The following is a 20,425-nucleotide window of genomic DNA, read 5'->3' as shown; positions in this document are numbered from 1 at the left end:
CCCGCCAAGTTGGCTTAACGCGCCACCCAGGCGCCGGCCAGGCAACTCAAGGTGGCCACGCTGGTGAGTTGCAGGCGAAGGCCCAGCCAGCCCGACAGCCCGGCGCTGGCATACAGCGTTCGGTCCACCGCATAGCAGGCCGCCAGCAGCGCGGCCAGCAGCCCCAGCCCCAGATTGACCGGCAACAGCAGGGCCACCCACGCCAGCAGGCTGGGCGAAACGCCCCAGCCCAGGCGCACGCTGACGGGCTGCACGCCCCGCATCGCCAGCCCCCAGTGAATGCCACCCAGAAAAGTGGCGATCAGCGCGCCGTAGGCCACCAGCGCCGTTGCCGCCCAGGCGCGAAGGCCGGGCGCTTCCAGTCCAGCCAGCGCAGCGGCGCCCGCGATGAAAGGCAGCAAGCCGGCCAGGCCCAAGACGCGGGCGGCAGTGGAAGGGGTGGCAAAACCGGTGATCATCATGGCTGAAGTGTAGGACAGCGGCTCCCTGGCAGCCGGTTGTTGAACAGGCCTCCCAAGCGCTGCGGGCAAGCCGCTGGATGCGATTGCAGACTGCTTCTGACCTTGCCGCCGGCAGCCGGCTTTACCGGAACTTCGTCAGTTTCAGTTTCACAGGCCAGAACTTTTTGTTTCAAGGCGGGTCAGTTCAAGTCAATGAAACACTGGCCCCTCATTTCCTCCCTCGCATTGGCATTGGCCGTTCTGGCCGGATGCACCACCCTCGACGAAAAACAGCGCGGCTGGATCTTTCAGCCCAGCGACCGCAGCTGGGGCGCCAGCGCGTCGCTGAGGCAGGACATGAAGGACGTCTGGATCGACTTTGATTCAGCCGCCACGGGCCAGCCGGTCAAGCTGCACGGGCTGTGGCTGCCGGCAGGCAACGGGCAGCGCGGCTGGAACGGCGCCAAGGCGCCCTTGATGCTGTACCTGCACGGCGCCCGCTGGAACGTCGAAGGCTCGGCGCCGCGCATCCGCCGCATGCAGGAGCTGGGCTTTTCGGTGCTGGCGGTCGATTACCGGGGTTTCGGCAAAAGCTCGCCCGGCCTGCCCTCGGAAAACATGGCCGCCGAAGACGCCAGAGCCGCCTGGGACTGGCTGGGCGCGCGGCAACCCGGCCAGCCGCGCTACATCTTTGGCCATTCGCTGGGCGGCGCGGTCGCCATCGAACTGGCTTCGCAGGTGGACAGCGAGGCCGGCACCATTGTCGAAGGCACCTTCACCTCGATCGCCGATGTGGTCGGCACCATGAAATGGGGCTGGCTGCCGCTGCGCCTGCTGATCACCCAGCCTTTCGAATCGGTGGACAAGGTGACCCGCCTGGGCTCGCCGCTGCTGGTGGTGCATGGCTCGGACGACCGCTTGATCCAGCCGGCGCTGGGCCGCAGGCTGTATGAAGCGGCGCAGCAACCCAAGGCTTTTGTGCTGGTGGAAGGCGGCTCGCACCACAACACCAACGCATTGGGCCAGGCGCAGTACCGCGTGGCGCTGGCCGGCTTGTTTGGCGCGCGTCCCGGCAGCGCTGAAATGCTCGCCGTGCACTGATGGGCCCGGCGCCTTTCTGGTAGCCTAGCCCGCATGTCTGTTTCTTTTGAGTCGGCGCGCACCGCGCCCCCCCCGAGCCTGCGCTGCATCGCGCTGGCTGGCCCCACCGCATCGGGCAAGACGGCGGCCGCGCTGGCGATTGCCCGGCACTACGCCGACACCTGCCCGGTCGAGATCATCAGCGTCGATTCGGCGCTGGTCTATCGCGGCATGGACATCGGCACGGCCAAGCCCAGCATGGACGAGCTGGCCGCCGTGCCGCACCACCTGATCGACATCCGCGACCCGCTCAACGCCTACAGCGCCGCCGAGTTCGTGCACGACGCCCGGCGGCTGATTGCGGAGATCAGCGCGCGCGGCCATCTGCCGCTGCTGGTCGGCGGCACCATGCTGTACTTCAAGGCGCTGTTTGACGGACTGGACGACATGCCGCCCGCCGACCAGGCGGTGCGCGCCGTGCTGGCGCTGGAAGCGGCTGACAAAGGCTGGCCATCGCTGCATGCCGAGCTGGCGCGGGTGGACCCGCTCACGGCGGATCGGCTGGCGCCGAACGATTCGCAGCGCATCTCGCGGGCGCTCGAAGTGTTCCGGGTGTCGGGCCAGCCGCTGTCTTTCTTTCACCAAAGAAACGCTGCTAAAAACATAGCTGACAACGCAGGCGGGATAAGCGGAACTGCACTTATTTCCCTGGAACCGGCGGATCGCGCCTGGCTGCACGCGCGCATTGCCCGGCGTTTCGATGCCATGCTGGCTTCGGGCTTTGTCGAGGAAGTCAGGGCGCTGCGCGCGCGCGGCGACCTGACGGCCGACCTGCCGGCCATGCGCTGCGTCGGCTACCGCCAGGCCTGGGAAATACTGGACGCGCACGAGGCGCGCGGACTGGACGGCAGCCTTTCTGCCCTCGAATGGACCGAGTTGCGCGACAAGGGCATTTTTGCCACGCGCCAGCTGGCCAAGCGGCAGATCACCTGGCTGCGGTCGATGCCGCAGCGCCGCGTCGTCGCCTGCGATGACCCCACGGCGCTCGAACAGGTGCTTGCGCTGGTCAAGGTCGAAGCCAGGGCCTTCGCATGAGCTTGCGCATCAACAATCTCTGCAAGCGCTACGGCGACACGGCCGTGTTCAGCCAGGTCACCCTTGACGTGGCGCCCGGCGAATTCGTCGCCATCGTCGGCGAGTCGGGCGTGGGCAAGTCCACGCTGCTCAACTGCATGGCCGGGCTCGACAGCTGGGACGAAGGCACGGTCAGCCTGGGCGGCGCCGACCTGGGGCAAATGAGCGACGACCAGCGCGCCCTGCTGCGCCGCCGCCAGGTCGGCTTTGTGTTCCAGGCCTTTCATGTGCTGCCGCACCTGGACGTGGCGCAGAACGTCGCCCTGCCGCTGCTGCTGCTGGGCGAGCCCGACGACGCGCGCGTCGAGGCGCTGCTCCAAGCCGTCGGCCTGGGTGGACTGGGCCAGCGCCTGCCGCAGCAGCTGAGCGGCGGGCAACTGCAGCGCGTGGCGATTGCCCGGGCGCTGGTGCATCGGCCCGGCCTGCTGCTGGCCGACGAGCCGACCGGCAACCTCGACCCGGCCACCGCCGCCAAGGTGATGGACGCGCTGATCGCCCAGACCCGCGAACATGGCGCGGCCATGGTGCTGGTGACGCATTCGGTCGCCGCCGCCGCGCGCGCCGACCGGGTGCTGCACCTGAGCAGTACCGGCATCTCGGCCTGAGGCATGGCAAGCACCCAGCCCATGCGCGCCCTGCTGCAAACCTTTTCCTGGCAGGAGCTGCGCCACCACCCGTGGCGCAGCGTGGCCGCCGTCGTCGCGGTGATGCTGGGCGTGGCGCTGGCGTTTTCCGTGCACCTGATCAATGCCTCGGCGCTCAGCGAGTTCTCGCAGGCGGTGCGCGCGGTCAACGGCCAGCCGGACCTGGAACTGCGGGCCGTGCAGGGCAGCTTTGACGAGGCGCTGTATGCCCAGGTGGCCAACCATCCGCAGGTGACCATGGCCAGCCCGGTGCTAGAGCTGTCAACTTATGCGCTCGATGAAAACGGCGACCGGTCCAAACGCCAGCCCTTGCGCATCATCGGCATCGATGCGCTGGCCGTGGCGTCGGTGGCGCCCAGTCTGATGCCGGTGCCCGCGAAGGACGCCGACCGGATGGCGCTGTTCGCGCCCGCCACGGTGTTTCTGAACCCTGCAGCGCGCCGGGTCTTCGCCAGCGACCGGCTGCAGCTGCAGGACGGCCTGCAGCTGCGCGGCGTCAGCGTGGCGGGCAGCGTGAACGCCGGCGGCGGGCCGCTGGCGGTGATGGACATTGGCGCGGCGCAGGAGCTGTTTGGCCGCAGCGGCCAGCTGTCGCGCATCGACGTGCGGCTCAGGGCGGGCGCCGACACCCGCCGCTTCATCGACAGCCTGCAGCTGCCGGCCGGCATCACCGCCACCGCGCCCGGCGACGCCGCCGAGCGCGTCAGCAACCTGTCGCGCGCCTACCGCGTCAACCTCACGGTGCTGGCGCTGGTGGCGCTGTTCACCGGCGCTTTTTTGGTGTTTTCGGTGCTGTCGCTCAGCGTGGCCAAGCGGGCGCAGCAGTTTGCGCTGCTCGGCGTGCTCGGACTGACCGGCCGCGAGCGCCTGCAGCTGGTGCTGATCGAGTCGCTGGCGCTGGGCATCGTCGGCAGCCTGGCCGGCATCGCGCTGGGCGGCGGACTGGCGGCGCTGGCGCTGCGCCTGCTGGGTGGCGACTTGGGCGGCGGCTATTTTTCCGGCGTGGCGCCGACGCTGCAGTGGAGCAGCGGCGCCGCGCTGGGCTACGGCGCGCTGGGCGTGGCGGCGGCCGGCGTGGGTGGCTGGTGGCCTGCACGGGCGGCGCAAAAGCTGCCGCCGGCGCAAACCCTTAAGGGTCTGGGCCTGGCGCCTGCTTCGGGTGCAGGCCGCTGGCTGAGCATTTTCCTGATCGCGGCCGGCTCCCTGCTGGCCATGCTGCCGCCGGTGTTCGGCATTCCGCTGGCGGCTTATGTTTCGGTGGCGCTGCTGCTGATCGGCGGCATCACCGCGCTGCCCTGGCTGATCACGCTGCTGTACGACCGGCTCAGCCCGTGGGTGGCGCATCGCCTGCTGCCGCTGCTGGCGGTCGAGCGCGCGCGCCGGGTGCGCGAAAGCGCGGCCGTGGCGGTCAGCGGCGTGGTCGCGTCGCTCAGCCTGGCCGTGGCGCTGACGGTGATGGTGGCGAGTTTTCGCGGCTCGGTCACCCACTGGCTGGACACGGTGCTGCCGGCCGACCTGTACGTGCGCTCCACGCTGAGCGCCTCGGCCAGCGACACCGCTTATTTTTCGCCCGGGTTTGTCACGGCGCTCGGCGGCCTGCCCGGCGTGGCGCGGGTCAGCACGCTGCGCAACCTGCCGCTGCTGCTCGATGCTGCCAAGCCAGCGGTCACGCTGATCTCGCGGCCCATCGACAACCCGGCCACCGACCTGCCGCTGGTCGGCGCGGCGCTCGCGGTGCCCAGCGGGCAGATCGGCATTTACGTCAGTGAGGCGATGGTGGACCTGTACGGCGCCACACCCGGCACGGTGTTTGCGCCGCTTTCACAGGCTTTTAGTGCTTTTGCGCAAGCGGGACGAGCGCAAGCAGCTACGGATTTAATAGCAAACCAGCAATTCTTCGTCGCCGGCGTGTGGCGCGACTATGCAAGGCAGTTTGGCGCCATCACCATAGCCCAGCGCGACTTTGAACGCCTGAGCGGCGACATGCGGGTCAACGACCTGGCGCTGTGGATCGACGGTGCCGTGCCAGACGCCGAGGTGCAGCTGTCGATTCGCGGCCTGGCCGACCGCCAGTCAGGCGGCAGCGGCGCCTTGCTGGAAATGGCATCAAGCAGCCAGATCCGCGCCATTTCCCTGAAGATTTTCGACCGCAGCTTTGCCGTGACCTACTGGCTGCAGGGCGTGGCGATTGCCATTGGCCTGTTCGGCGTAGCGGCCAGCTTCAGCGCGCAGGTGCTGGCGCGGCGCAAGGAGTTCGGCCTGCTCGCGCACCTGGGCCTGACGCGGCGGCAGATCCTGAGCGTGGTGGCGGGCGAAGGCGCTGCCTGGACGGTGATTGGCGCGCTGGCCGGACTGGCGCTGGGCCTGGCGGTGTCCACCGTGCTGGTGTTTGTCGTCAATCCGCAAAGCTTTCACTGGACCATGGACTTGCAGGTGCCGTGGGGGCGGCTGGTGCTGCTGTGCACTGCAGTGGTGCTGGCCGGCACGCTGACCGCTTGGCTGGCCGGACGCGCGGCCGCCGGCAGGGACGCGGTGTTGGCGGTGAAGGAAGACTGGTAAGGCAAATTGGCCAGCCCGGCGGATGGTGCGCCGGGCCGCCAATTCTCAATGGTTGCAGGCGATCTGCCTGCTGCGCAAGCAGGACGCAGGCTTAGATTCCCAGGAGCTTCTTGGCGTCGCCCAAGGCCTTTTCAGACTCTGCATGCTTGCCCGCCTTGTGGAATGCCTCGCCATCGGCGCGCAGCTTTTTGACTTTCTCCATGTCAGTGGCCGCAACCGATGGGCTGGTTGCAAGCTTGGCGTCGATTTCTTTCATGTGCATGGGGCAGCTGCTGGCAAAGGCCAGTGACGAGGCGGCCATGGCCATTACGGTGATGATTTTTTTCATGGGAATCTCCGGTAAATATCAAAAAATATTGACGAGAAATATTATCAAATTGGAGCGGAGGAAGCGCACTGCTGGCTGCGATAACCCTCACAGCCAAAGCCATGATTTCGCCCTGCTGCGGTTGCGCAAGACGCTGAGGGCAGTACACAAGCATTTTTCAAACACCCGGTTTCTTGATGCTTGAGTGCTGGCGAAAGGCCAGCCATGAATAGATGGCGATGTTGATGCCGGCCACCACGGCGGCCAGAACCCACTGGATGTCACGCGTCAGGCCTGGCGGATAGATCAGGGCCAGCAGATAGTGTTCGACAAAGCTCTCGGCATAACCCGATTGGCCGGCGCTGAGGCGAAAACTGTTTTCCACAGACGTCAGCGGGCAGAGGCCACCCGTCAGCTCCACATAAACAGCCCAGGCCACGGTAGGCAGATGAATCAGCGGCAGCCAGCGCCACCTGAAGGCCAGCAATCCGCCGAAGACGGCAAACCCGATGAAGGCCAGGTGAAGCAGCAAGACGAAGTCGGCGGCCAGGCGAAAGTGCATCGCGGTTCACCGGCCGATTGGCGCTTACTGCCAGGAAAAATCCGCCAGAAGCCCCAGCTCAGAGCTTGGGAAAGCGGATGCGGCTGACCATCAGCGAGCCGGACAGCGCGAACAGCAGCACCAGCGGATGCAGCGTGAAGCCGCCGAACTCCACCTGCCCAAACCACAGCGAACCCTGCACCGCGCCTTGCCAGGCGGCCACCAGCATCACCATGACCAATACCAGCGATGTCGGAATAGGCGTTCCCTCGAAATACTTGACCTTGTCGCCGTCGCCGGTCAGCGACTCGGCCGTGACGTTGTAGCGTGCCAGCCGGGAAACGCCGCAGGCGACGAAACCGGCCAGGATGATGCGGTCGTAGAGCCCTTGCATGCCGCAGCCGTAGGCAATCACCGCCGGGGCGACGCCGAAGGAGATGATGTCGGCCAGCGAGTCGAGTTCCCGGCCCATGGCCGAGGTTTTCTGCCGCCAGCGGGCAACGCGCCCGTCCAGCACATCGAAAATCAGCGCGGCCACGACCAGCCAGCAGGCAAAGTAGATGTGCCGGACGTCGTTCACCTGGAGGTAGGTCATCATAGAAAACAAGGCCCCGATGCCGCAGATGGCATTGGCCAGCGTGAACCAGTCGGCCAGGTGAAATTCCCGGATCATGGCGAAAGGCTTGTTTATTTTTGGCAGGTTCATGGAAGAAAGCGTACCTGAGTTTTGAAAAAATGAAATCGTCCATCAGGACGGATGCACTGATGATGATGGTGTTTTCAGCGCCGCCGCCCGGCCCGGCGGCCGGACTCATTCAAAAATCAGCAAGCTGACCCAGCAGGCCGTCGCGGCCACGGCCAGCGCACACCGCACACCACACGCAGCGGGGAAAGCCGGAACCTGCCCCCTTCACCCGCCCGTGCAAGCTCCGGCCACGGAACTGGCTTTGCCAAGCCGCAGGCGGGGCGGCCCCCTCGGGGGGCAGCGAACCACATGCAGCAGGGAAAGCCGGAACCTGCCCCCTTCACCCGCCCGTGCAAGCTCCGGCCACGGAACTGGCTTTGCCAGGCCGCAGGCGGGGCGGCCCCCTCGGGGGGCAGCGAACCACATGCAGCAGGGAAAGCCGGAACCTGCCCCCTTCACCCGCCCGTGCAAGCTCCGGCCGCGGAACTGGCTTTGCCAGGCCGCAGGCGGGGCGACCCCCTCGGGGGGCAGCGAACCACATGCAGCAGGGAAAGCCGGAACCTGCCCCCTTCACCCGCCCGTGCAAGCTCCGGCCGCGGAACTGGCTTTGCCAGGCCGCAGGCGGGGCGACCCCCTCGGGGGGCAGCGAACCACATGCAGCAGGGAAAGCCGGAACCTGCCCCCTTCACCCGCCCGTGCAAGCTCCGGCCGCGGAACTGGCTTTGCCAGGCCGCAGGCGGGGCGGCCCCCTCGGGGGGCAGCGAACCACACGCAGTGGGGAGCGTGGGGGCCTAACTTCCATCATGTCGTTCACTCTGGCCCGCTGGTAGCACAGTCGGCGCAAACGCCGCGCACGGCAAAGTCCAGGCTCATGCCCTGGTAGCCCAGGGCCGTGAGCGCCTCGATGGCGGTCTGCGCCGCCCGATCCAGGTCCAGCGCATTGCCCTTCAAGGCGCTCCCCAGAGGGCTGTCGCGGTGGCAGCTCTGGCATTGGAAGTGCGGCATGGCCTGCACGCTGGCCGGCATCGCCTGGTAGCGGCGTACCCGGCTGGCATCGACACGGCACAGCAGCAGGCCGACCTGCGTCAGCCGGTCGATCAGCCGGTACAGCGTGACACGGTCCAGCACCAAAGGGCCTTCGCCGCTGAGTGCCGTCTGCAGCTGCGCGTGGGTATAGCTGGTGTCGGGATGCGCCAGCAGCCAGCCCAGCACCAGCCGCGCCGCCGCCGTGCGCCGCAGGCCGTGGGCCGACAGCAGCGCGTCGATAGGGTCGAGCCGGGCGGATTCGGGAGACTGGAAAGAGGCCATAGATGGATGTTCACTCGCTTGTAATTCGCTTTTAATGCAATTCAGTTGCGTTACAATCTACCGCAATCTAGTTGCATTATTACCGCAACCTGCGGCTCGCCCGCCTTCATTTCTGGAAAGCCATGACTTCGCAAACAGTTTCCGCGCACCGCTCCACCCCTTCCCGCGCCGCCAGCGTGCTGGCCTGGCCGGCCTGGCTGCGGGTGCTGGCCGTGCTGCCCGCCGTGGCGCTGCTGTGGCTGGCGGTGGCCTGGGCGCAGGTGGAAGTCGCCCCGTGGTAGCGGCCGGCCCGGTGGTGTCGCTGCGCGACCTCACGGTCAGCTACCGCAGCCATCCGGCGCTGCACCACATCAGCGGCTGCTTTGCACCGGGCTCGCTGACCGCCGTGGTCGGGCCCAATGGCTCGGGCAAAAGCACGCTGCTCAAAAGCATCGTCGGCCTGCTGCCGATTGAAGGCGGGCGCTCCGGCGGCGCGCTGACGGTGCTGCCGCCGCGCGAACGCATCGCCTACCTGCCGCAGGTGGCCGACATCGACCGCAGCTTTCCCATCGACGTGCGCGACTGCGCGCTGCTGGGCTGCTGGGGCAGCACCGGCGCGTGGGGCGCCGTCACCCGGCGCATGCTGGAGCGCGTCGATGCCGCGCTCCAGGCTGTCGGGCTGGAGGGCTTTGAGCGCCGCACCATCGGCAGCCTGTCGAGCGGACAATTGCAACGGGTCATGTTTGCCCGCATGCTGGTGCAGGACGCCGAGCTGATCCTGCTCGACGAGCCCTTTAACGCGGTCGATGCCAAAACCACCGCTGCCCTGCTGGCGCTGGTGCGGCAGTGGCACCAGCAGCGGCGCACGGTGGTCGCCGTGCTGCATGACGATCACCTGGTGCGCGAGTATTTCCCCAGCACGCTGCTGCTGGCGCGCGAACTGGTCGGCTGGGGCGCCACCGGCGAGGTGCTGACCGAGCCAAATCTGCGACGCGCCCGCGCCATGGCCGAAGCCTGGGACGAGAACGCCGATCTTTGCGGCGCCGACACGCTGGACGCGCGCAAGGTGGCTGCACCGAAAGCGGCCGCATGATGGCCGCCTTGGCCGCCTGGCTGTGGGACACGGCGATTTCCCCGTTCGCCGAATTCGCCTTCATGCGCCGCGCGCTCGTCGCCACGCTGGCGCTGTCGCTCAGCGCCGCGCCGCTGGGCGTGTTTCTGACGCTGCGGCGCATGAGCCTGCTGGGCGACGCGCTCAGCCACGCGGTGCTGCCGGGTGTGGCCATCGGCTTCATGCTGAGCGGCCTGTCGCTGACCGCCATGGCCATGGGCGGCGTGGCGGCGGGCATGGCGGTGGCGGCCCTTGCCGGGCTGGTCACGCGCTTCACCGTGCTCAAGGAAGACGCCAGCCTGGCCGCGATTTACCTGGTGGCGCTGGCGCTGGGCGTGACGCTGATCTCGGGCCACGGCACCCAGCTGGACCTGCTGCACATTTTGTTTGGCAGCGCGCTGGGCGTGGACCGCGAGGGCTTGCTGATGGTGGCCGGCGTTTCCTCGGTCAGCGTGCTGCTGCTGGCCGCGATGTACCGGGGCCTGGTGCTGGAAAGTTTTGATCCGGTGTTCCTGGGCGCTGCGGGGCGGCGCGGCTGGCTCTGGCAGCAGGGTTTCTTGATGCTGGTCGTGATCAACCTGGTGGCGGGTTTCCAGACCTTGGGCACGCTGATGGCGGTCGGGCTGATGATGCTGCCCGCCGTGTCAAGCCGGCTCTGGCACGACACGCTGCCCGCGCAGCTGGTCAACGCCAGCGTGCAGGCGATGCTGGCCAGCAGCACCGGGCTGCTGCTGTCCTACCACCTCGACGCGCCTTCGGGCCCGACCATCATTGGTTGCGCTGGCGCGCTGTACTTCATGTCGCTGCTGGTGGCGCCGGGCGGCTGGCTGCCGCGCGTGTGGGCCAGCCGGCACCGTGTGGCGTGAGGCGTGAGGCGTGAGGCGTGAGGCGTGAGGTCTCCGTTCATTTTTTCTCTTTTTTCAAAGGTCACCCCATGAACCGTGTATTTCGCAAACTCCTGCTAGCCGGCATTGCCAGCGCCGCCCTACTGTCGGGCGCCAGCTTTGCCGCCGAGCCGATCCCGGTCGTGGCCAGCTTCAGCATTCTGGGCGACCTGGTGCGCGTGGTCGGCGGCGACCGGGTCAGCGTCTCCACGCTGGTCGGACCTGACCAGGATGCCCATGCGTTCACCCCCAAACCGGCCGATGCCAGGGCCATTGTGCAAAGCCGGCTGCTGGTCACCAATGGCCTGGGCTTTGAGCCCTGGGCGCAAAAGCTCGCCAAATCAGCCGGCTACAAGGGCGAGACCGTGGTGGCATCGAAAGGCGTGAAGCCACTCTTGATGGCTGAAGAAAAAGGCCATAAAGACAAAGGCCGTCAGCATGACGAGGCCGACCCCCACGCCTGGCAAAACCCGAACAACGTCGTGCTGTACGCACGCAACATCGTCGCGGGTCTGTCCAAGGTTGACCCGGCAGGCGCTGCCATCTACCAGGCCAACGCCAGCGCCTACGTCAAGGAGCTGCAGACGCTGGACGCCTGGGCCAAGGTGCAGTTCGCAGTGATTCCTGCCGACAAGCGCAAGGTGATCACCTCGCACGATGCGTTTGGCTACTTTGCGGTGCAGTACCAGATAAAATTTTTAGCCCCTCAAGGCGTATCGACCGACGCCGAGCCCAGCGCCAAAGAAGTGGCGCAGCTCATCAAACAAATCCAGCGCGAAAAGATCAAGGCCGTGTTCGTCGAAAACATGAGCAATCCCCGGCTGCTGGCCCAGCTTAGCAAGGACGCGGGCGTGAGCGTCGGGCCTGCGCTGTATGTGGATGCGCTGTCAGCCACAAGCGGACCGGCGGACAGCTACCTCAAGCTGATGCGCCACAACGTCACGCAACTGGCGGCGGGAATGCGCGGCAACTGATACCGCTTCATGGGCCATGGACAGGCAGGCATCCGCCTTTTGTTTGCGCCACCTCAAGTCAGGCCGCGCAAGCCTGCCTAAAGTGGTGGCTTGAAGACAGCAGGAATTTCCGCCCGTCAAAACGTCCAGACGCCGCCCGAGTCCAGGCCAGGCGTCTGACCCAAAGGAGAGTTCACATGCCTACCCGCTTGAGAGACTTTGCGACGGTCATGGTGGCCGTCGCGGAACCCGAAACCACCGCGCTGGCGGCCGCCCAGCTGATGCGAAAGCACCATGTGGGCGCGCTGATCGTGGTCGATGCACTGGAAAAGGTCAGGCCGCTGGGCATCGTCACCGACCGGGACCTGGTGCTGGCGCTGATGGCCGAAGGGCTGGACCCGGCGATATTCACCGCCGGCGACATCATGTCGGCCCCACTGGTCACGGCCAGCCCCGAGATGGACGCCATGGACGCCGTGCGGCTGATGCGCAGCAACCGCCTGCGCCGCCTGGTGATCACCGATGACGAGGGCCGGCTGGTCGGCATCGTCACCATGGAGGACATACTCGAAATGCTGACGCGCGAACTGGCCGATCTTGCCGCCGGCGTGATAGGCGCCAGGGACCGGGAGTTCGAGCAGCGCGCCTGATTGACAAGCACAGGCGGCCAGCCGCTGCCTGCCACCTCGGCAATAGAAATAGGAAACCCTCGCATGGCCAAAAAGCCTTTTTTCCTTGTCCTGCTGGCCTGCCTGACAAGCTGGGCGCCTGCACAAGCCCAGGCGCCGTCCGAGCCTTCGCGCGGCGAGTTGCTGTATTCGACGCATTGCCTCGCCTGCCACAGCACCCAGCTTCATTGGCGGGACAAGCAGGCCGCGCAGAGCTGGACCGGCCTCAAGACGCAAGTGCGTCGCTGGCAAACCACCACCGGCCTGAGCTGGAGCGAGGACGACATCACGGAAGTCGCCACCTACCTCAATGCCCGGTTCTACCAATTCCCACTGCCGCAGGCCGACCGGATTTCAGCAAAAAATGAACGCCAGCCGCTGAAATAAAAAAACCGCTGAAAGCACCGAACATGCGTCAGCACTGAAAAGCTCTCGCTGCATGGCGTCAGCCCTGCGCTGGGTTTTCGTGCATCCAACAGGCTTTTTGCGCAATGAGCGCGGGCACGGACAGCTATTTATTCAATAGCATGTCAAGTCTGGCGCCGCGTCCGGTTTTTCAGTCTTTCACCCGCGACGCAAACGTCTTGCGAAATTTCTCGACCTTCGGTCCGACCACGAAGGCGCAGTAGCCGCCGTTCGGGTTGTTCTCGAAGTAATCCTGGTGATAGTTTTCGGCCGGCCAGTAATTCGCCAGCGGCAGCACTTCGGTCACGATGGGCTTGCCAAAGGTCTTGTCCTGGCTGGCTTCGCGGATGAAGTCGTCGGCCACCGCTTTCTGTTCGGGCGTCTCAAAATAGATGCCGCTGCGGTACTGCGTGCCGGCGTCGTTGCCCTGGCGGTTCAGGCTGGTCGGGTCGTGGATGACGAAAAAGATTTCCAATATCTCGCGCAGGGTGATCTGCGCCGGGTCATAGGTCAGCTTCACAACCTCGTTGCAGCCGGTGCGGCCGGTGCAGACATCTTCATAGCTGGGCCGCGCCGCCTGGCCGTTGCTGTAGCCCGACTCCACGTCAAGCACGCCGCGCACCTTGACGTAAACCGCCTCGGTACACCAGAAGCAGCCGCCGCCCAGGGTGATGGTTTGTGATTCGCTCATGAGAATGGTTTCCTTTTTGCTGACCGGCCACTTTAGCCGCTTGGCTGCGCACTTGCATCGCGCACGGCTTTCACGAAGGATGCCAGCGCGGGATTGTCGCGGGCGGTTTTCCACAGGCAATGCGTGTCATAGGGCGTGGTGGCGCGGTCCAGCGGCATGAACACCGTGCCCGCCATGGCCGACTGGCTGAGCGCCGCCGGCACCAAGGCCACGCCCATGCCCTGCGACACCAGCGACACCACGCTCAGCCAGTGGCGCAGCTCAAAACGAATCTCGGGGTGAAAGCCAGCATCAGTGCAAATACCGAGGATGCGCTCATGGTAATCAGGCGACACCGCGCGCGACACCACGGCAAACGGCTCGCCCTGCAGCGCCGTGAGCGACAGCGTCGCCTGCTGCGCCAGCCGGTGGCCGGCCGGCAGACAGCCGACCAGCGCCTGACTGGACACCAGGATTTGCGACAACTCGGGCGGCACGCGGGTGGTGTGGACAAAACCGATGTCGAGCCGGTCATGCGCCAGTTCGATCAGCTGCTCGCTCGAACTGAGTTCCTTGAGCATCAGCCGCAGCAGCGGATGCTGCGCCTGAAAACGCTCCAAAATGCCGGGCAGGCCGCTGTAGAGCATAGTGCCGGCAAAGCCGATCGCCAGGCTGCCGGCCATGCCCTGCCCCACGTCCCGCGCATGGTTGGCCGCCTGCGCCGCCTGGTCGAGTAGCGCCCGCGCGGCCGGAACAAAAGCCAGGCCGGCGGCGGTCAGCGCGACAGATTTGCTGCTGCGCGTGAACAGCCGGGCGCCAACCGACGCTTCGAGTTGCTGGATGTTCAGCGACAGCGGCGGCTGCGAAATGGACAGCCGGCGCGCAGCCCGGCCAAAGTGCAGCTCTTCAGCCAGAGTCAAAAAATAGCGCAGGTGTCGGAATTCCATAGATACAAATAATATATCGTTGCATTGCTAATTGATATTGGACAAGTATTCATGATGGCCTAACAATGCAGGCGCGAGGCAGGCAGAAAATCATTCCCCCTACACTTTGCCCACGCCCCTTTATCCACCCGCCCCACCGACCTTCAAGGACCGCACCATGAAAACCAAATTCAACTGGGAAGACCCGTTTTTTCTGTCCGAGCAGCTCACCGACGACGAGCGCGCGGTGCAGGAGGCGGCCAACGCCTTCTGCCAGGAAAAGCTCCAGCCGCGCGTGCTGATGGCCGCGCGCCACGAAAAGTTCGACCGCGAGATCATGAACGAAGCCGGCGCCATGGGCTTTCTGGGCTCGACGATTGAAGGCTACGGCTGCGCCGGCCTGAACTACGTCAGCTACGGGCTGGTGGCGCGCGAGGTCGAGCGCGTCGACAGCGGCTACCGCAGCGCCATCAGCGTGCAGTCGTCGCTGGTCATGCACCCGATCAACGCCTACGGCAACGAAGCGCAAAAGCAGAAGTACCTGCCAAAATTAGCCACCGGCGAATGGGTCGGCTGCTTCGGCCTGACCGAACCGAACCACGGCTCCGACCCGGCCAGCATGCTGACGCGCGCCAAGCCGGTCGATGGCGGCTTCATCCTGAATGGCGCCAAGATGTGGATCACCAACAGCCCGATCGCCGACGTGTTCGTGGTCTGGGCCAAGCTTGAAGACGAAGACGGCAAGGTCGGCGGCCAGGAAGCAATCCATGGCTTCGTGCTCGAAAAGGGCATGAAGGGCCTGAGCGCCCCGAAGATCGAAGGCAAGATGAGCCTGCGCGCCAGCATCACCGGCGAGATTGTCATGGATGGCGTGTTTGTGCCCGCTGAAAACCTGCTGCCCAATGTGAGCGGCCTCAAAGGCCCGTTCGGCTGCCTGAACAAAGCGCGCTACGGCATCGCCTGGGGTGCACTCGGCGCGGCCGAAGACTGCTGGTTCCGTGCCCGCAACTACACCATGGACCGCATCCAGTTTGGCCGTCCGCTGGCGCAGACCCAGCTGATCCAAAAGAAGCTCGCCGACATGCAAACCGAAATCACGCTCGGCCTGCAGGCTTGTTTGCGCGTCGGCCGGCTGATGGACGAAGACCGGGCCGTGCCCGAGATGATCTCGCTGATCAAGCGCAATTCCTGCGGCAAGTCGCTCGACATTGCCCGCATGGCGCGCGACATGCACGGCGGCAACGGCATCCATGACGAATACCACGTGATCCGCCACATGATCAACCTGGAAACCGTCAACACCTATGAAGGCACGCATGACGTGCATGCATTGATCCTGGGCCGCGCGCAGACCGGCCTGCAGGCATTTTATTGATCATTCAGGCATCTAGCGCAGGTACAGCGGGCACATCCAGCTATTATTTTTATAGTAATTGATGGAACTGGGCGCGCTCAAACCGCTGCTGACCAGCCTGCTGATGCCGCCGCTGGCGCCGCTGCTGCTGGCGCTGCTGGGCGTGCTGCTGGCTTTCAGGAAAAAGCGCGGCGGCTTGGCGCTGGTCGCGCTGTCGCTGCTGGCGCTGTGGGGGCTCAGCTGCCACGGCACGGCGGTGTGGCTGGCGCGCCATGCGCTGCCGCAATTTGCACCGGCTTCCGTCGCCCAGCTGCAAGCCCGAAAAGTCCAGGCCATCGTCGTGCTCGGCGGCGGCCTGCTGCCTGAAGCGCCCGAATACGGCGGCACGGCCCAACCATCCCCTTCCACAGCGGCCCGGCTGCGCTATGGCATCTGGCTGGCGCGCCAGTCCGGCCTGCCGCTCGCCTTTACCGGCGGCGCAGGCTGGGCGGCCGATGGCATGCAGCAGGCGTCGGAGGCCGACGTCGCCGCGCGCGTGGCGCAGCAGGACTTTGGCTTTGCGCTGCGCTGGAGCGAAGCCGTGTCGCGCGACACTTCAAGCAATGCGCGCCTGCTCGCGCCCGTGCTGATGCGCGAAGGCGTGCAGCGCATTGCGCTGGTCACCGATGCCTGGCACATGCCGCGCTCGGTGGCCGCTTTTCAGCGCGCCGGCTTTGTCGTGACGCCCGCGCCGATGGCGTTCACGCTGCCCTTCGAAAGCCGGTTGCTGCAATGGCTGCCTTCCGCGCAAGGACTGCTGGCTTCGCGGCAGGTGCTGCGCGAATGCCTGGGCCTGGCGGTCGGCCGGTTCACGCCGATGTAATGGCCAGGCCTTGCGGTTGACGGCGCAAAGGCGAAAAGCTATATTACTAACCAGTCAGTCAGTAATATACAAACGATCCTTTGCCCACCGACACCCTACCCACCCTTGGCGCCAAACGCGAGCGCCGCAAGGAAGCCCGGCCGGGCGAGTTGCTCGATGCCGCGCTGGACCTGTTTGTTGAAAAAGGCTTCGCCGCCACCCGCGTGGAAGAAGTCGCGGCGCGCGCCGGCGTGTCCAAGGGCACACTGTTCCTCTACTTTCCCAGCAAGGACGAGCTGTTCAAGGCGGTGGTGCGCGAAAACATCGCGGGCCGGCTGGTCGAGTGGAACAGCGACTTCGAAGCGTTCAAGGGCAGCAGCCGCGACATGCTGAGCTACTGCATGCACAGCTGGTGGGACCGGGTGGGCGCGACCCGGGCCTCCGGCCTGACCAAGCTGATGATGAGCGAGGCCGCCAACTTCCCGGACATTGCCGCTTTTTACCAGCACGAAGTCGTCCAGCCCGGCCATTCGCTGATCCGCCGCATCCTGCAGCGCGGCATCGACCGTGGCGAATTCCGCCCCATGGACCTGGACTATGCGGTGTACAGCGTGGTCGCGCCGATGGTCTTCATGATCCTGTCGCGGCATTCGACGGGCGTTTGCATGCCCAACGATTTGGCGCTCGATCCTAAAAAATACATCGCGTCGCAGCTGGGCATTCTTCTGGACGGCATGCGCGCCGCGCCAAGCGATGCGCGCCAGGGCGACCCGAAAGCCTGAGCCATGAAGCGCAGTTTGCAGGGCCATCCGTCGCCGCCAGCGCGCAATCCGCGTCAGGATGGCAAAGCGCGCGCCGTCTAAAATCAGCGCCTGCACTGCACGCCGTCTACTTTTAATACCACCGCCCCACAACAGGTCCGCCATGAACTACGAACAAGCCCGCTTCAACATGATCGAGCAGCAAATCCGCCCCTGGGAAGTGCTGGACAGCCAGGTCCTTTCCCTGCTCGCGCTGGTCCGCCGCGAGGACTTCGTGCCGCCGGCCTGCAAGGCGCTGGCCTTCGTGGACATGGAAATTCCGCTGCCGCCGCAGCACAACCCCAGCCAGTGCATGCTCGCGCCCCGGGTCGAAGCCCGGCTGCTGCAGGACCTGGCCGTGCAAAAGCATGAAAAGGTGCTGGAAATCGGCTCCGGCTCGGGCTACATGGCCGCGCTGCTTGCGCACCGCGCGCAGCAGGTCATCACCCTGGAGATCGAACCGGCGCTGGTTGAAATGGCCCGCCGCAACCTGCAAAAGGCCGGCATCTACAACGCCGAGGTTCGCCTGGCCGACGGCGCAGCCAACCTGGCCGAGGCCGTGTCCGAGAACGGCGCGCTGCGCGGCCCGTTCGACGTGATCGTGCTCAGCGGCTCGGTGGCCGAAGTGCCGCCGGCGCTGCTGGATCTGCTCAAGGTCGGCGGCCGGCTCAGCGCCATCGTCGGGAACGAGCCGATGATGCGCGCCACGCTCATCACCCGCGTCGGCAAAGACTCGTTTCGCACCACCCAGGCGTGGGACACGGTCGCGCCCCGGTTGCTCAACTTCCGCGAACCGTCGAAATTCACGTTCTGAGCTCCTAAACCCACCGCAAGGCCAGCCGAATGATTCCTCAACTCCATCCCGCCGACTTTGCCGCCTGGCGCGACCGTGCCGCCGCCGGCCTGGCGCCGACCGTCCTTCCGGTGGTGCTTGATGTGCGCGAACCCTGGGAAGTGCAAACCGCATCGGTCCGGGAAGACGGCTTCAGCTTGCTGGCCCTGCCCATGCGCGAGATGCCGGCCCGCCTGGCCGAACTGAAGGACACGCTCGGCGCCGACCATCCGGTTGCCTGCCTGTGCCACCACGGCATGCGCAGCCTGCAGGTGGCCAACTATTTGGCACAAGGCGGTTTTGCCGAAGTCGTCAACCTGCAAGGCGGCATCGACGCCTGGACGCAACAGGTCGATCCGTCGGTTCCGCGCTACTAGCCGGCCGTGGTCCGAAGCGGTGAACCCGCCCGGGCCGCCCTGCGTGCGTGGGCCACGCGCTAGCCGGTTTAATTTTTGATGCATTCAACTTCAAGCAAGACCTCTATGAACCTGCTCCCCAAACTGTCCCTCTCCAGCCTGCCGATGCTGCCCGTTTCGGTCGCATTCGCGCTGGCAAGCCTGGCGCCGCTGGCGCGGGCGCAGAGCCTGGTCGAGTTGTATGAATCAGCGCGCGCCTTTGACGCCACGTACCAGTCGGCCAAGCTGCAATACGACGCCAACCTGGCGCGCGCCGACCAGGCCAGGGCCGGCATTTTGCCGACCGCCGGCCTGTCGGCGGGCGCCTCGCGGGTCAATGTTGACAGCACCCTATCCCCGGCGGGCGGCAGCACCAGCTTCAACACCCGCAGCGCCACGCTGAGCGCCAGCCAGCCCTTGTACCGGCCGGGCAACTGGGCCAATTACGAGCAGGGTTTCCGGCAGGTCGATCTGGCTAGAGCCCAGCTGGAAGCCGCCTCGCAGGACCTGATCGTTCGCACCAGCCAGGCTTACTTTGACGTGCTGGCCGCGCAGGACACGCTGGCTTTTGTGCGCGCACAAAAGGAAGCGGTGAACGAGCAGCTGGCGTTTGCCAAGCGCAATTTCGAGGTCGGCACCTCGACCATCACCGACACCCGCGAAGCCCAGGCGCGCTTTGACCTGGTGAGCGCCCAGGAAATCGCCGCCGAAAACGACCTGCGCGTGCGCAAGATCGCGCTCGACCAGCTGGTGGGCATCACCGAATCGCAGCCCCGGCCGTTGGCCTTTCCGGTGAATCTTCCCGACATCAGGCCGGCGGAAATCAGCACCTGGGTCAGCCAGTCCGAGCTGGTGAATCCCGCGATTCGCCAGGCCCGCAGCAATGCCGAAATTGCCGATCTGGAAGTCAAAAAAGCCGAAGCCGGCCACCAGCCGACGCTGGACGCGACCGCCAGCTACAACGTCACCAAAAACCCGTCGAATACCACCGCGCAAGCCGGCATTTCCTCGCGCGCCAACACCGGCAGCGTCGGCCTGCTGCTCAATGTGCCGCTGTTCGCCGGTTTCTCGACGCAAAACCGCATTCGCGAAACGCTGGCGCTGCGCGACAAGGCACTGAGCGACCTGGAAGGCGCGCGCCGCAGCGTGTCGCAGAACGTGCGCACCGCCTATTTCGGCGTGCAATCGGGCCAGGGCCAGGTCCGCGCGCTGGAAGCCGCCGAGCTGTCGAGCCAGAGCGCGCTCGACGCCAACCGCCTGGGCTACCAGGTCGGCGTGCGCATCAACATCGACGTGCTCAACGCGCAAAGCCAGCTGTTCCAGACCAAGCGCGACCTGGCGCAGGCGCGCTACAACGTGCTGCTCGGCGGGCTGCGGCTGCGCCAGGCCAGCGGAACGCTGACGCCTGAAGATTTGCAGCAGGTCAATGGGCTGCTGGCACGCTGAACCGGTATAAAAAACTGCGGGGAAACTGATGCTGATGCTGCTGCTGAAATCTGCCAATGACAAAGTTTGAGGGCAAGGCGTAGCTTTCGCCATGGCCAAGGCGGGTGTATATCTTTTTGTACAGGGTGACGGGTGACTCAAGAAAACAACCCGGGCTTCATGGTCAGCCGATGGCGCGGCGAAACCGCACTGGCCGTGCTGTACTGGAAGGACATTGTGGTCGTCGGCAGCGTCATCAATCTGGTGACCGGCTTTGCCGCGTTGATGCTGGCGGCGCAGGGCGTTCACCTGGCAATTGCGGTGGCGGTGCATTTCGCCCTGTTGCCTTACAACGCTTTTTTGGTCGTGGCCTTGTGGCGCACCCCCCGATGCAGCCGGGCCATGGCCTGGACTTCCGCACTGTGGCTGGTCGTCATGACGGTGGTTTAAGGCAAGGGCGCCAGCAGGCGCGGCCGTGCGGCCA

General features: G+C 65.8%; 24 protein-coding genes. 17 read left to right on the top strand and 7 right to left on the bottom strand.

The window, feature by feature from the left end:
* Nucleotides 1-14: 14 nt before the first annotated feature.
* Nucleotides 15-461 (bottom strand): DUF3429 domain-containing protein, encoded by a 447-nt coding sequence (locus ACP7AD_RS05745; RefSeq protein ID WP_426145437.1) that lies wholly within the window; start codon nt 459-461, stop codon nt 15-17.
* A 192-nt stretch (nt 462-653) separates the two neighbouring features.
* Between ACP7AD_RS05745 and ACP7AD_RS05740 the strand changes: the two genes are divergently transcribed.
* Genes ACP7AD_RS05740 through ACP7AD_RS05725 form a run of 4 tightly spaced genes read left to right on the top strand, consistent with a single transcriptional unit; the run spans nt 654 to nt 5,857 of the window.
* Nucleotides 654-1,541, top strand: a complete 888-nt coding sequence (locus ACP7AD_RS05740) for an alpha/beta hydrolase (RefSeq protein ID WP_426145435.1) — start codon at nt 654-656, stop codon at nt 1,539-1,541.
* A 33-nt stretch (nt 1,542-1,574) separates the two neighbouring features.
* Nucleotides 1,575-2,615, top strand: coding sequence for a tRNA (adenosine(37)-N6)-dimethylallyltransferase MiaA (gene miaA / locus ACP7AD_RS05735; protein ID WP_426145434.1), 1,041 nt, complete (start codon nt 1,575-1,577; stop codon nt 2,613-2,615).
* The gene (locus ACP7AD_RS05730) at nt 2,612-3,259 is read left to right on the top strand and encodes an ABC transporter ATP-binding protein (protein ID WP_426145432.1); all 648 of its coding nucleotides are present in this window, start codon (nt 2,612-2,614) and stop codon (nt 3,257-3,259) included. The genes miaA and ACP7AD_RS05730 overlap by 4 nt, the downstream gene beginning before the upstream one ends.
* 21 nt (nt 3,260-3,280) lie before the next feature.
* Nucleotides 3,281-5,857: an FtsX-like permease family protein gene (locus ACP7AD_RS05725; protein ID WP_426145519.1), complete on the top strand. Its 2,577-nt coding sequence runs from the start codon at nt 3,281-3,283 to the stop codon at nt 5,855-5,857.
* A 91-nt stretch (nt 5,858-5,948) separates the two neighbouring features.
* Here ACP7AD_RS05725 and ACP7AD_RS05720 read toward each other — a convergent pair whose 3' ends face one another.
* The 4 genes from ACP7AD_RS05720 to ACP7AD_RS05705 all read right to left on the bottom strand — a co-directional run bounded on the left by ACP7AD_RS05720 (nt 5,949) and on the right by ACP7AD_RS05705 (nt 8,698).
* Nucleotides 5,949-6,185 carry a hypothetical protein gene (locus ACP7AD_RS05720; RefSeq protein ID WP_426145431.1) on the bottom strand — a complete coding sequence of 79 codons (237 nt, stop codon included), beginning with the start codon at nt 6,183-6,185 and terminating at the stop codon, nt 5,949-5,951.
* A gap of 157 nt (nt 6,186-6,342) precedes the next feature.
* Nucleotides 6,343-6,726 (bottom strand): DUF2784 domain-containing protein, encoded by a 384-nt coding sequence (locus tag ACP7AD_RS05715; RefSeq protein ID WP_426145430.1) that lies wholly within the window; start codon nt 6,724-6,726, stop codon nt 6,343-6,345.
* A 58-nt stretch (nt 6,727-6,784) separates the two neighbouring features.
* Nucleotides 6,785-7,378: a CDP-diacylglycerol--serine O-phosphatidyltransferase gene (gene pssA, locus ACP7AD_RS05710; protein ID WP_426166035.1), complete on the bottom strand. Its 594-nt coding sequence runs from the start codon at nt 7,376-7,378 to the stop codon at nt 6,785-6,787.
* A gap of 822 nt (nt 7,379-8,200) precedes the next feature.
* Nucleotides 8,201-8,698 carry a Fur family transcriptional regulator gene (locus tag ACP7AD_RS05705; protein WP_426145426.1) on the bottom strand — a complete coding sequence of 166 codons (498 nt, stop codon included), beginning with the start codon at nt 8,696-8,698 and terminating at the stop codon, nt 8,201-8,203.
* Between the two features lie 122 nt (nt 8,699-8,820).
* On the opposite strand from ACP7AD_RS05705, the gene ACP7AD_RS05700 reads away from it, so the two are divergent.
* From ACP7AD_RS05700 to ACP7AD_RS05675, 6 genes are all read left to right on the top strand, one after another.
* Complete coding sequence (locus tag ACP7AD_RS05700) at nt 8,821-8,979, top strand: hypothetical protein (protein ID WP_198026736.1); 159 nt, start codon at nt 8,821-8,823, stop codon at nt 8,977-8,979.
* Nucleotides 8,973-9,770 (top strand): metal ABC transporter ATP-binding protein, encoded by a 798-nt coding sequence (locus ACP7AD_RS05695; protein ID WP_426145424.1) that lies wholly within the window; start codon nt 8,973-8,975, stop codon nt 9,768-9,770. The genes ACP7AD_RS05700 and ACP7AD_RS05695 overlap by 7 nt, the downstream gene beginning before the upstream one ends.
* Nucleotides 9,770-10,654 (top strand): metal ABC transporter permease, encoded by an 885-nt coding sequence (locus tag ACP7AD_RS05690; RefSeq protein WP_426145517.1) that lies wholly within the window; start codon nt 9,770-9,772, stop codon nt 10,652-10,654. Before ACP7AD_RS05695 ends, ACP7AD_RS05690 begins: the two co-directional genes overlap by 1 nt.
* A 68-nt stretch (nt 10,655-10,722) precedes the next feature.
* Nucleotides 10,723-11,646: a metal ABC transporter substrate-binding protein gene (locus ACP7AD_RS05685; RefSeq protein WP_426145422.1), complete on the top strand. Its 924-nt coding sequence runs from the start codon at nt 10,723-10,725 to the stop codon at nt 11,644-11,646.
* Between the two features lie 176 nt (nt 11,647-11,822).
* Entirely contained in the window at nt 11,823-12,275 is a 453-nt protein-coding gene (locus ACP7AD_RS05680) for a CBS domain-containing protein (RefSeq protein WP_426145421.1), read from the top strand.
* A 63-nt stretch (nt 12,276-12,338) separates the two neighbouring features.
* The gene (locus ACP7AD_RS05675) at nt 12,339-12,680 is read left to right on the top strand and encodes a c-type cytochrome (protein WP_426145419.1); all 342 of its coding nucleotides are present in this window, start codon (nt 12,339-12,341) and stop codon (nt 12,678-12,680) included.
* A 169-nt stretch (nt 12,681-12,849) separates the two neighbouring features.
* On the opposite strand, the gene msrA is transcribed toward ACP7AD_RS05675, so the two are convergent.
* Complete coding sequence (gene msrA / locus ACP7AD_RS05670) at nt 12,850-13,389, bottom strand: peptide-methionine (S)-S-oxide reductase MsrA (RefSeq protein WP_426145418.1); 540 nt, start codon at nt 13,387-13,389, stop codon at nt 12,850-12,852.
* A 32-nt stretch (nt 13,390-13,421) separates the two neighbouring features.
* Complete coding sequence (locus ACP7AD_RS05665) at nt 13,422-14,315, bottom strand: LysR family transcriptional regulator (protein ID WP_426145417.1); 894 nt, start codon at nt 14,313-14,315, stop codon at nt 13,422-13,424.
* Between the two features lie 157 nt (nt 14,316-14,472).
* On the opposite strand from ACP7AD_RS05665, the gene ACP7AD_RS05660 reads away from it, so the two are divergent.
* From ACP7AD_RS05660 to ACP7AD_RS05630, 7 genes are all read left to right on the top strand, one after another.
* A complete protein-coding gene (locus ACP7AD_RS05660; RefSeq protein WP_426145415.1) occupies nt 14,473-15,669 on the top strand; it encodes an acyl-CoA dehydrogenase in 1,197 nt (398 codons plus the stop codon).
* A gap of 61 nt (nt 15,670-15,730) precedes the next feature.
* Nucleotides 15,731-16,510 carry a YdcF family protein gene (locus ACP7AD_RS05655; RefSeq protein WP_426145413.1) on the top strand — a complete coding sequence of 260 codons (780 nt, stop codon included), beginning with the start codon at nt 15,731-15,733 and terminating at the stop codon, nt 16,508-16,510.
* An 80-nt stretch (nt 16,511-16,590) separates the two neighbouring features.
* Nucleotides 16,591-17,271 (top strand): TetR/AcrR family transcriptional regulator, encoded by a 681-nt coding sequence (locus tag ACP7AD_RS05650; RefSeq protein WP_426145412.1) that lies wholly within the window; start codon nt 16,591-16,593, stop codon nt 17,269-17,271.
* Between the two features lie 142 nt (nt 17,272-17,413).
* Entirely contained in the window at nt 17,414-18,103 is a 690-nt protein-coding gene (locus tag ACP7AD_RS05645; protein WP_426145410.1) for a protein-L-isoaspartate O-methyltransferase family protein, read from the top strand.
* Nucleotides 18,104-18,132: 29 nt separating this feature from the next.
* On the top strand, nt 18,133-18,498 hold the full coding sequence (locus tag ACP7AD_RS05640; RefSeq protein WP_426145408.1) for a rhodanese-like domain-containing protein: 366 nt from the start codon (nt 18,133-18,135) through the stop codon (nt 18,496-18,498).
* A 105-nt stretch (nt 18,499-18,603) separates the two neighbouring features.
* Nucleotides 18,604-19,962, top strand: a complete 1,359-nt coding sequence (locus tag ACP7AD_RS05635; RefSeq protein WP_426145406.1) for a TolC family outer membrane protein — start codon at nt 18,604-18,606, stop codon at nt 19,960-19,962.
* Nucleotides 19,963-20,094: 132 nt separating this feature from the next.
* A complete protein-coding gene (locus tag ACP7AD_RS05630) occupies nt 20,095-20,391 on the top strand; it encodes a hypothetical protein (protein WP_426145405.1) in 297 nt (98 codons plus the stop codon).
* The last annotated feature ends 34 nt before the right edge of the window (nt 20,392-20,425 follow it).

Source organism: Polaromonas sp. DSP2-3-2b2 (genome assembly GCF_049895905.1).
GTDB lineage: Bacteria > Pseudomonadota > Gammaproteobacteria > Burkholderiales > Burkholderiaceae_C > Polaromonas.
The sequence above is the reverse complement of the archived record's forward strand: the minus strand, read 5'-3'. Positions and strand labels throughout refer to the sequence as shown.

Coding starts and splice junctions, on each gene's coding strand:
- ACP7AD_RS05635 (WP_426145406.1), top strand. CDS start 18,604: ATGAACCTGCTCCCCAAACTGTCCCTCTCCAGCCTGCCGATGCTGCCC.
- ACP7AD_RS05655 (WP_426145413.1), top strand. CDS start 15,731: ATGGAACTGGGCGCGCTCAAACCGCTGCTGACCAGCCTGCTGATGCCG.
- ACP7AD_RS05640 (WP_426145408.1), top strand. CDS start 18,133: ATGATTCCTCAACTCCATCCCGCCGACTTTGCCGCCTGGCGCGACCGT.
- msrA (WP_426145418.1), bottom strand. CDS start 13,389: ATGAGCGAATCACAAACCATCACCCTGGGCGGCGGCTGCTTCTGGTGT.
- ACP7AD_RS05685 (WP_426145422.1), top strand. CDS start 10,723: ATGAACCGTGTATTTCGCAAACTCCTGCTAGCCGGCATTGCCAGCGCC.
- ACP7AD_RS05680 (WP_426145421.1), top strand. CDS start 11,823: ATGCCTACCCGCTTGAGAGACTTTGCGACGGTCATGGTGGCCGTCGCG.
- ACP7AD_RS05715 (WP_426145430.1), bottom strand. CDS start 6,726: ATGCACTTTCGCCTGGCCGCCGACTTCGTCTTGCTGCTTCACCTGGCC.
- ACP7AD_RS05665 (WP_426145417.1), bottom strand. CDS start 14,315: ATGGAATTCCGACACCTGCGCTATTTTTTGACTCTGGCTGAAGAGCTG.
- ACP7AD_RS05690 (WP_426145517.1), top strand. CDS start 9,770: ATGGCCGCCTTGGCCGCCTGGCTGTGGGACACGGCGATTTCCCCGTTC.
- pssA (WP_426166035.1), bottom strand. CDS start 7,378: ATGATCCGGGAATTTCACCTGGCCGACTGGTTCACGCTGGCCAATGCC.
- ACP7AD_RS05705 (WP_426145426.1), bottom strand. CDS start 8,698: ATGGCCTCTTTCCAGTCTCCCGAATCCGCCCGGCTCGACCCTATCGAC.
- miaA (WP_426145434.1), top strand. CDS start 1,575: ATGTCTGTTTCTTTTGAGTCGGCGCGCACCGCGCCCCCCCCGAGCCTG.
- ACP7AD_RS05740 (WP_426145435.1), top strand. CDS start 654: ATGAAACACTGGCCCCTCATTTCCTCCCTCGCATTGGCATTGGCCGTT.
- ACP7AD_RS05645 (WP_426145410.1), top strand. CDS start 17,414: ATGAACTACGAACAAGCCCGCTTCAACATGATCGAGCAGCAAATCCGC.
- ACP7AD_RS05720 (WP_426145431.1), bottom strand. CDS start 6,185: ATGAAAAAAATCATCACCGTAATGGCCATGGCCGCCTCGTCACTGGCC.
- ACP7AD_RS05730 (WP_426145432.1), top strand. CDS start 2,612: ATGAGCTTGCGCATCAACAATCTCTGCAAGCGCTACGGCGACACGGCC.
- ACP7AD_RS05675 (WP_426145419.1), top strand. CDS start 12,339: ATGGCCAAAAAGCCTTTTTTCCTTGTCCTGCTGGCCTGCCTGACAAGC.
- ACP7AD_RS05725 (WP_426145519.1), top strand. CDS start 3,281: ATGCGCGCCCTGCTGCAAACCTTTTCCTGGCAGGAGCTGCGCCACCAC.
- ACP7AD_RS05660 (WP_426145415.1), top strand. CDS start 14,473: ATGAAAACCAAATTCAACTGGGAAGACCCGTTTTTTCTGTCCGAGCAG.
- ACP7AD_RS05700 (WP_198026736.1), top strand. CDS start 8,821: ATGACTTCGCAAACAGTTTCCGCGCACCGCTCCACCCCTTCCCGCGCC.
- ACP7AD_RS05745 (WP_426145437.1), bottom strand. CDS start 461: ATGATGATCACCGGTTTTGCCACCCCTTCCACTGCCGCCCGCGTCTTG.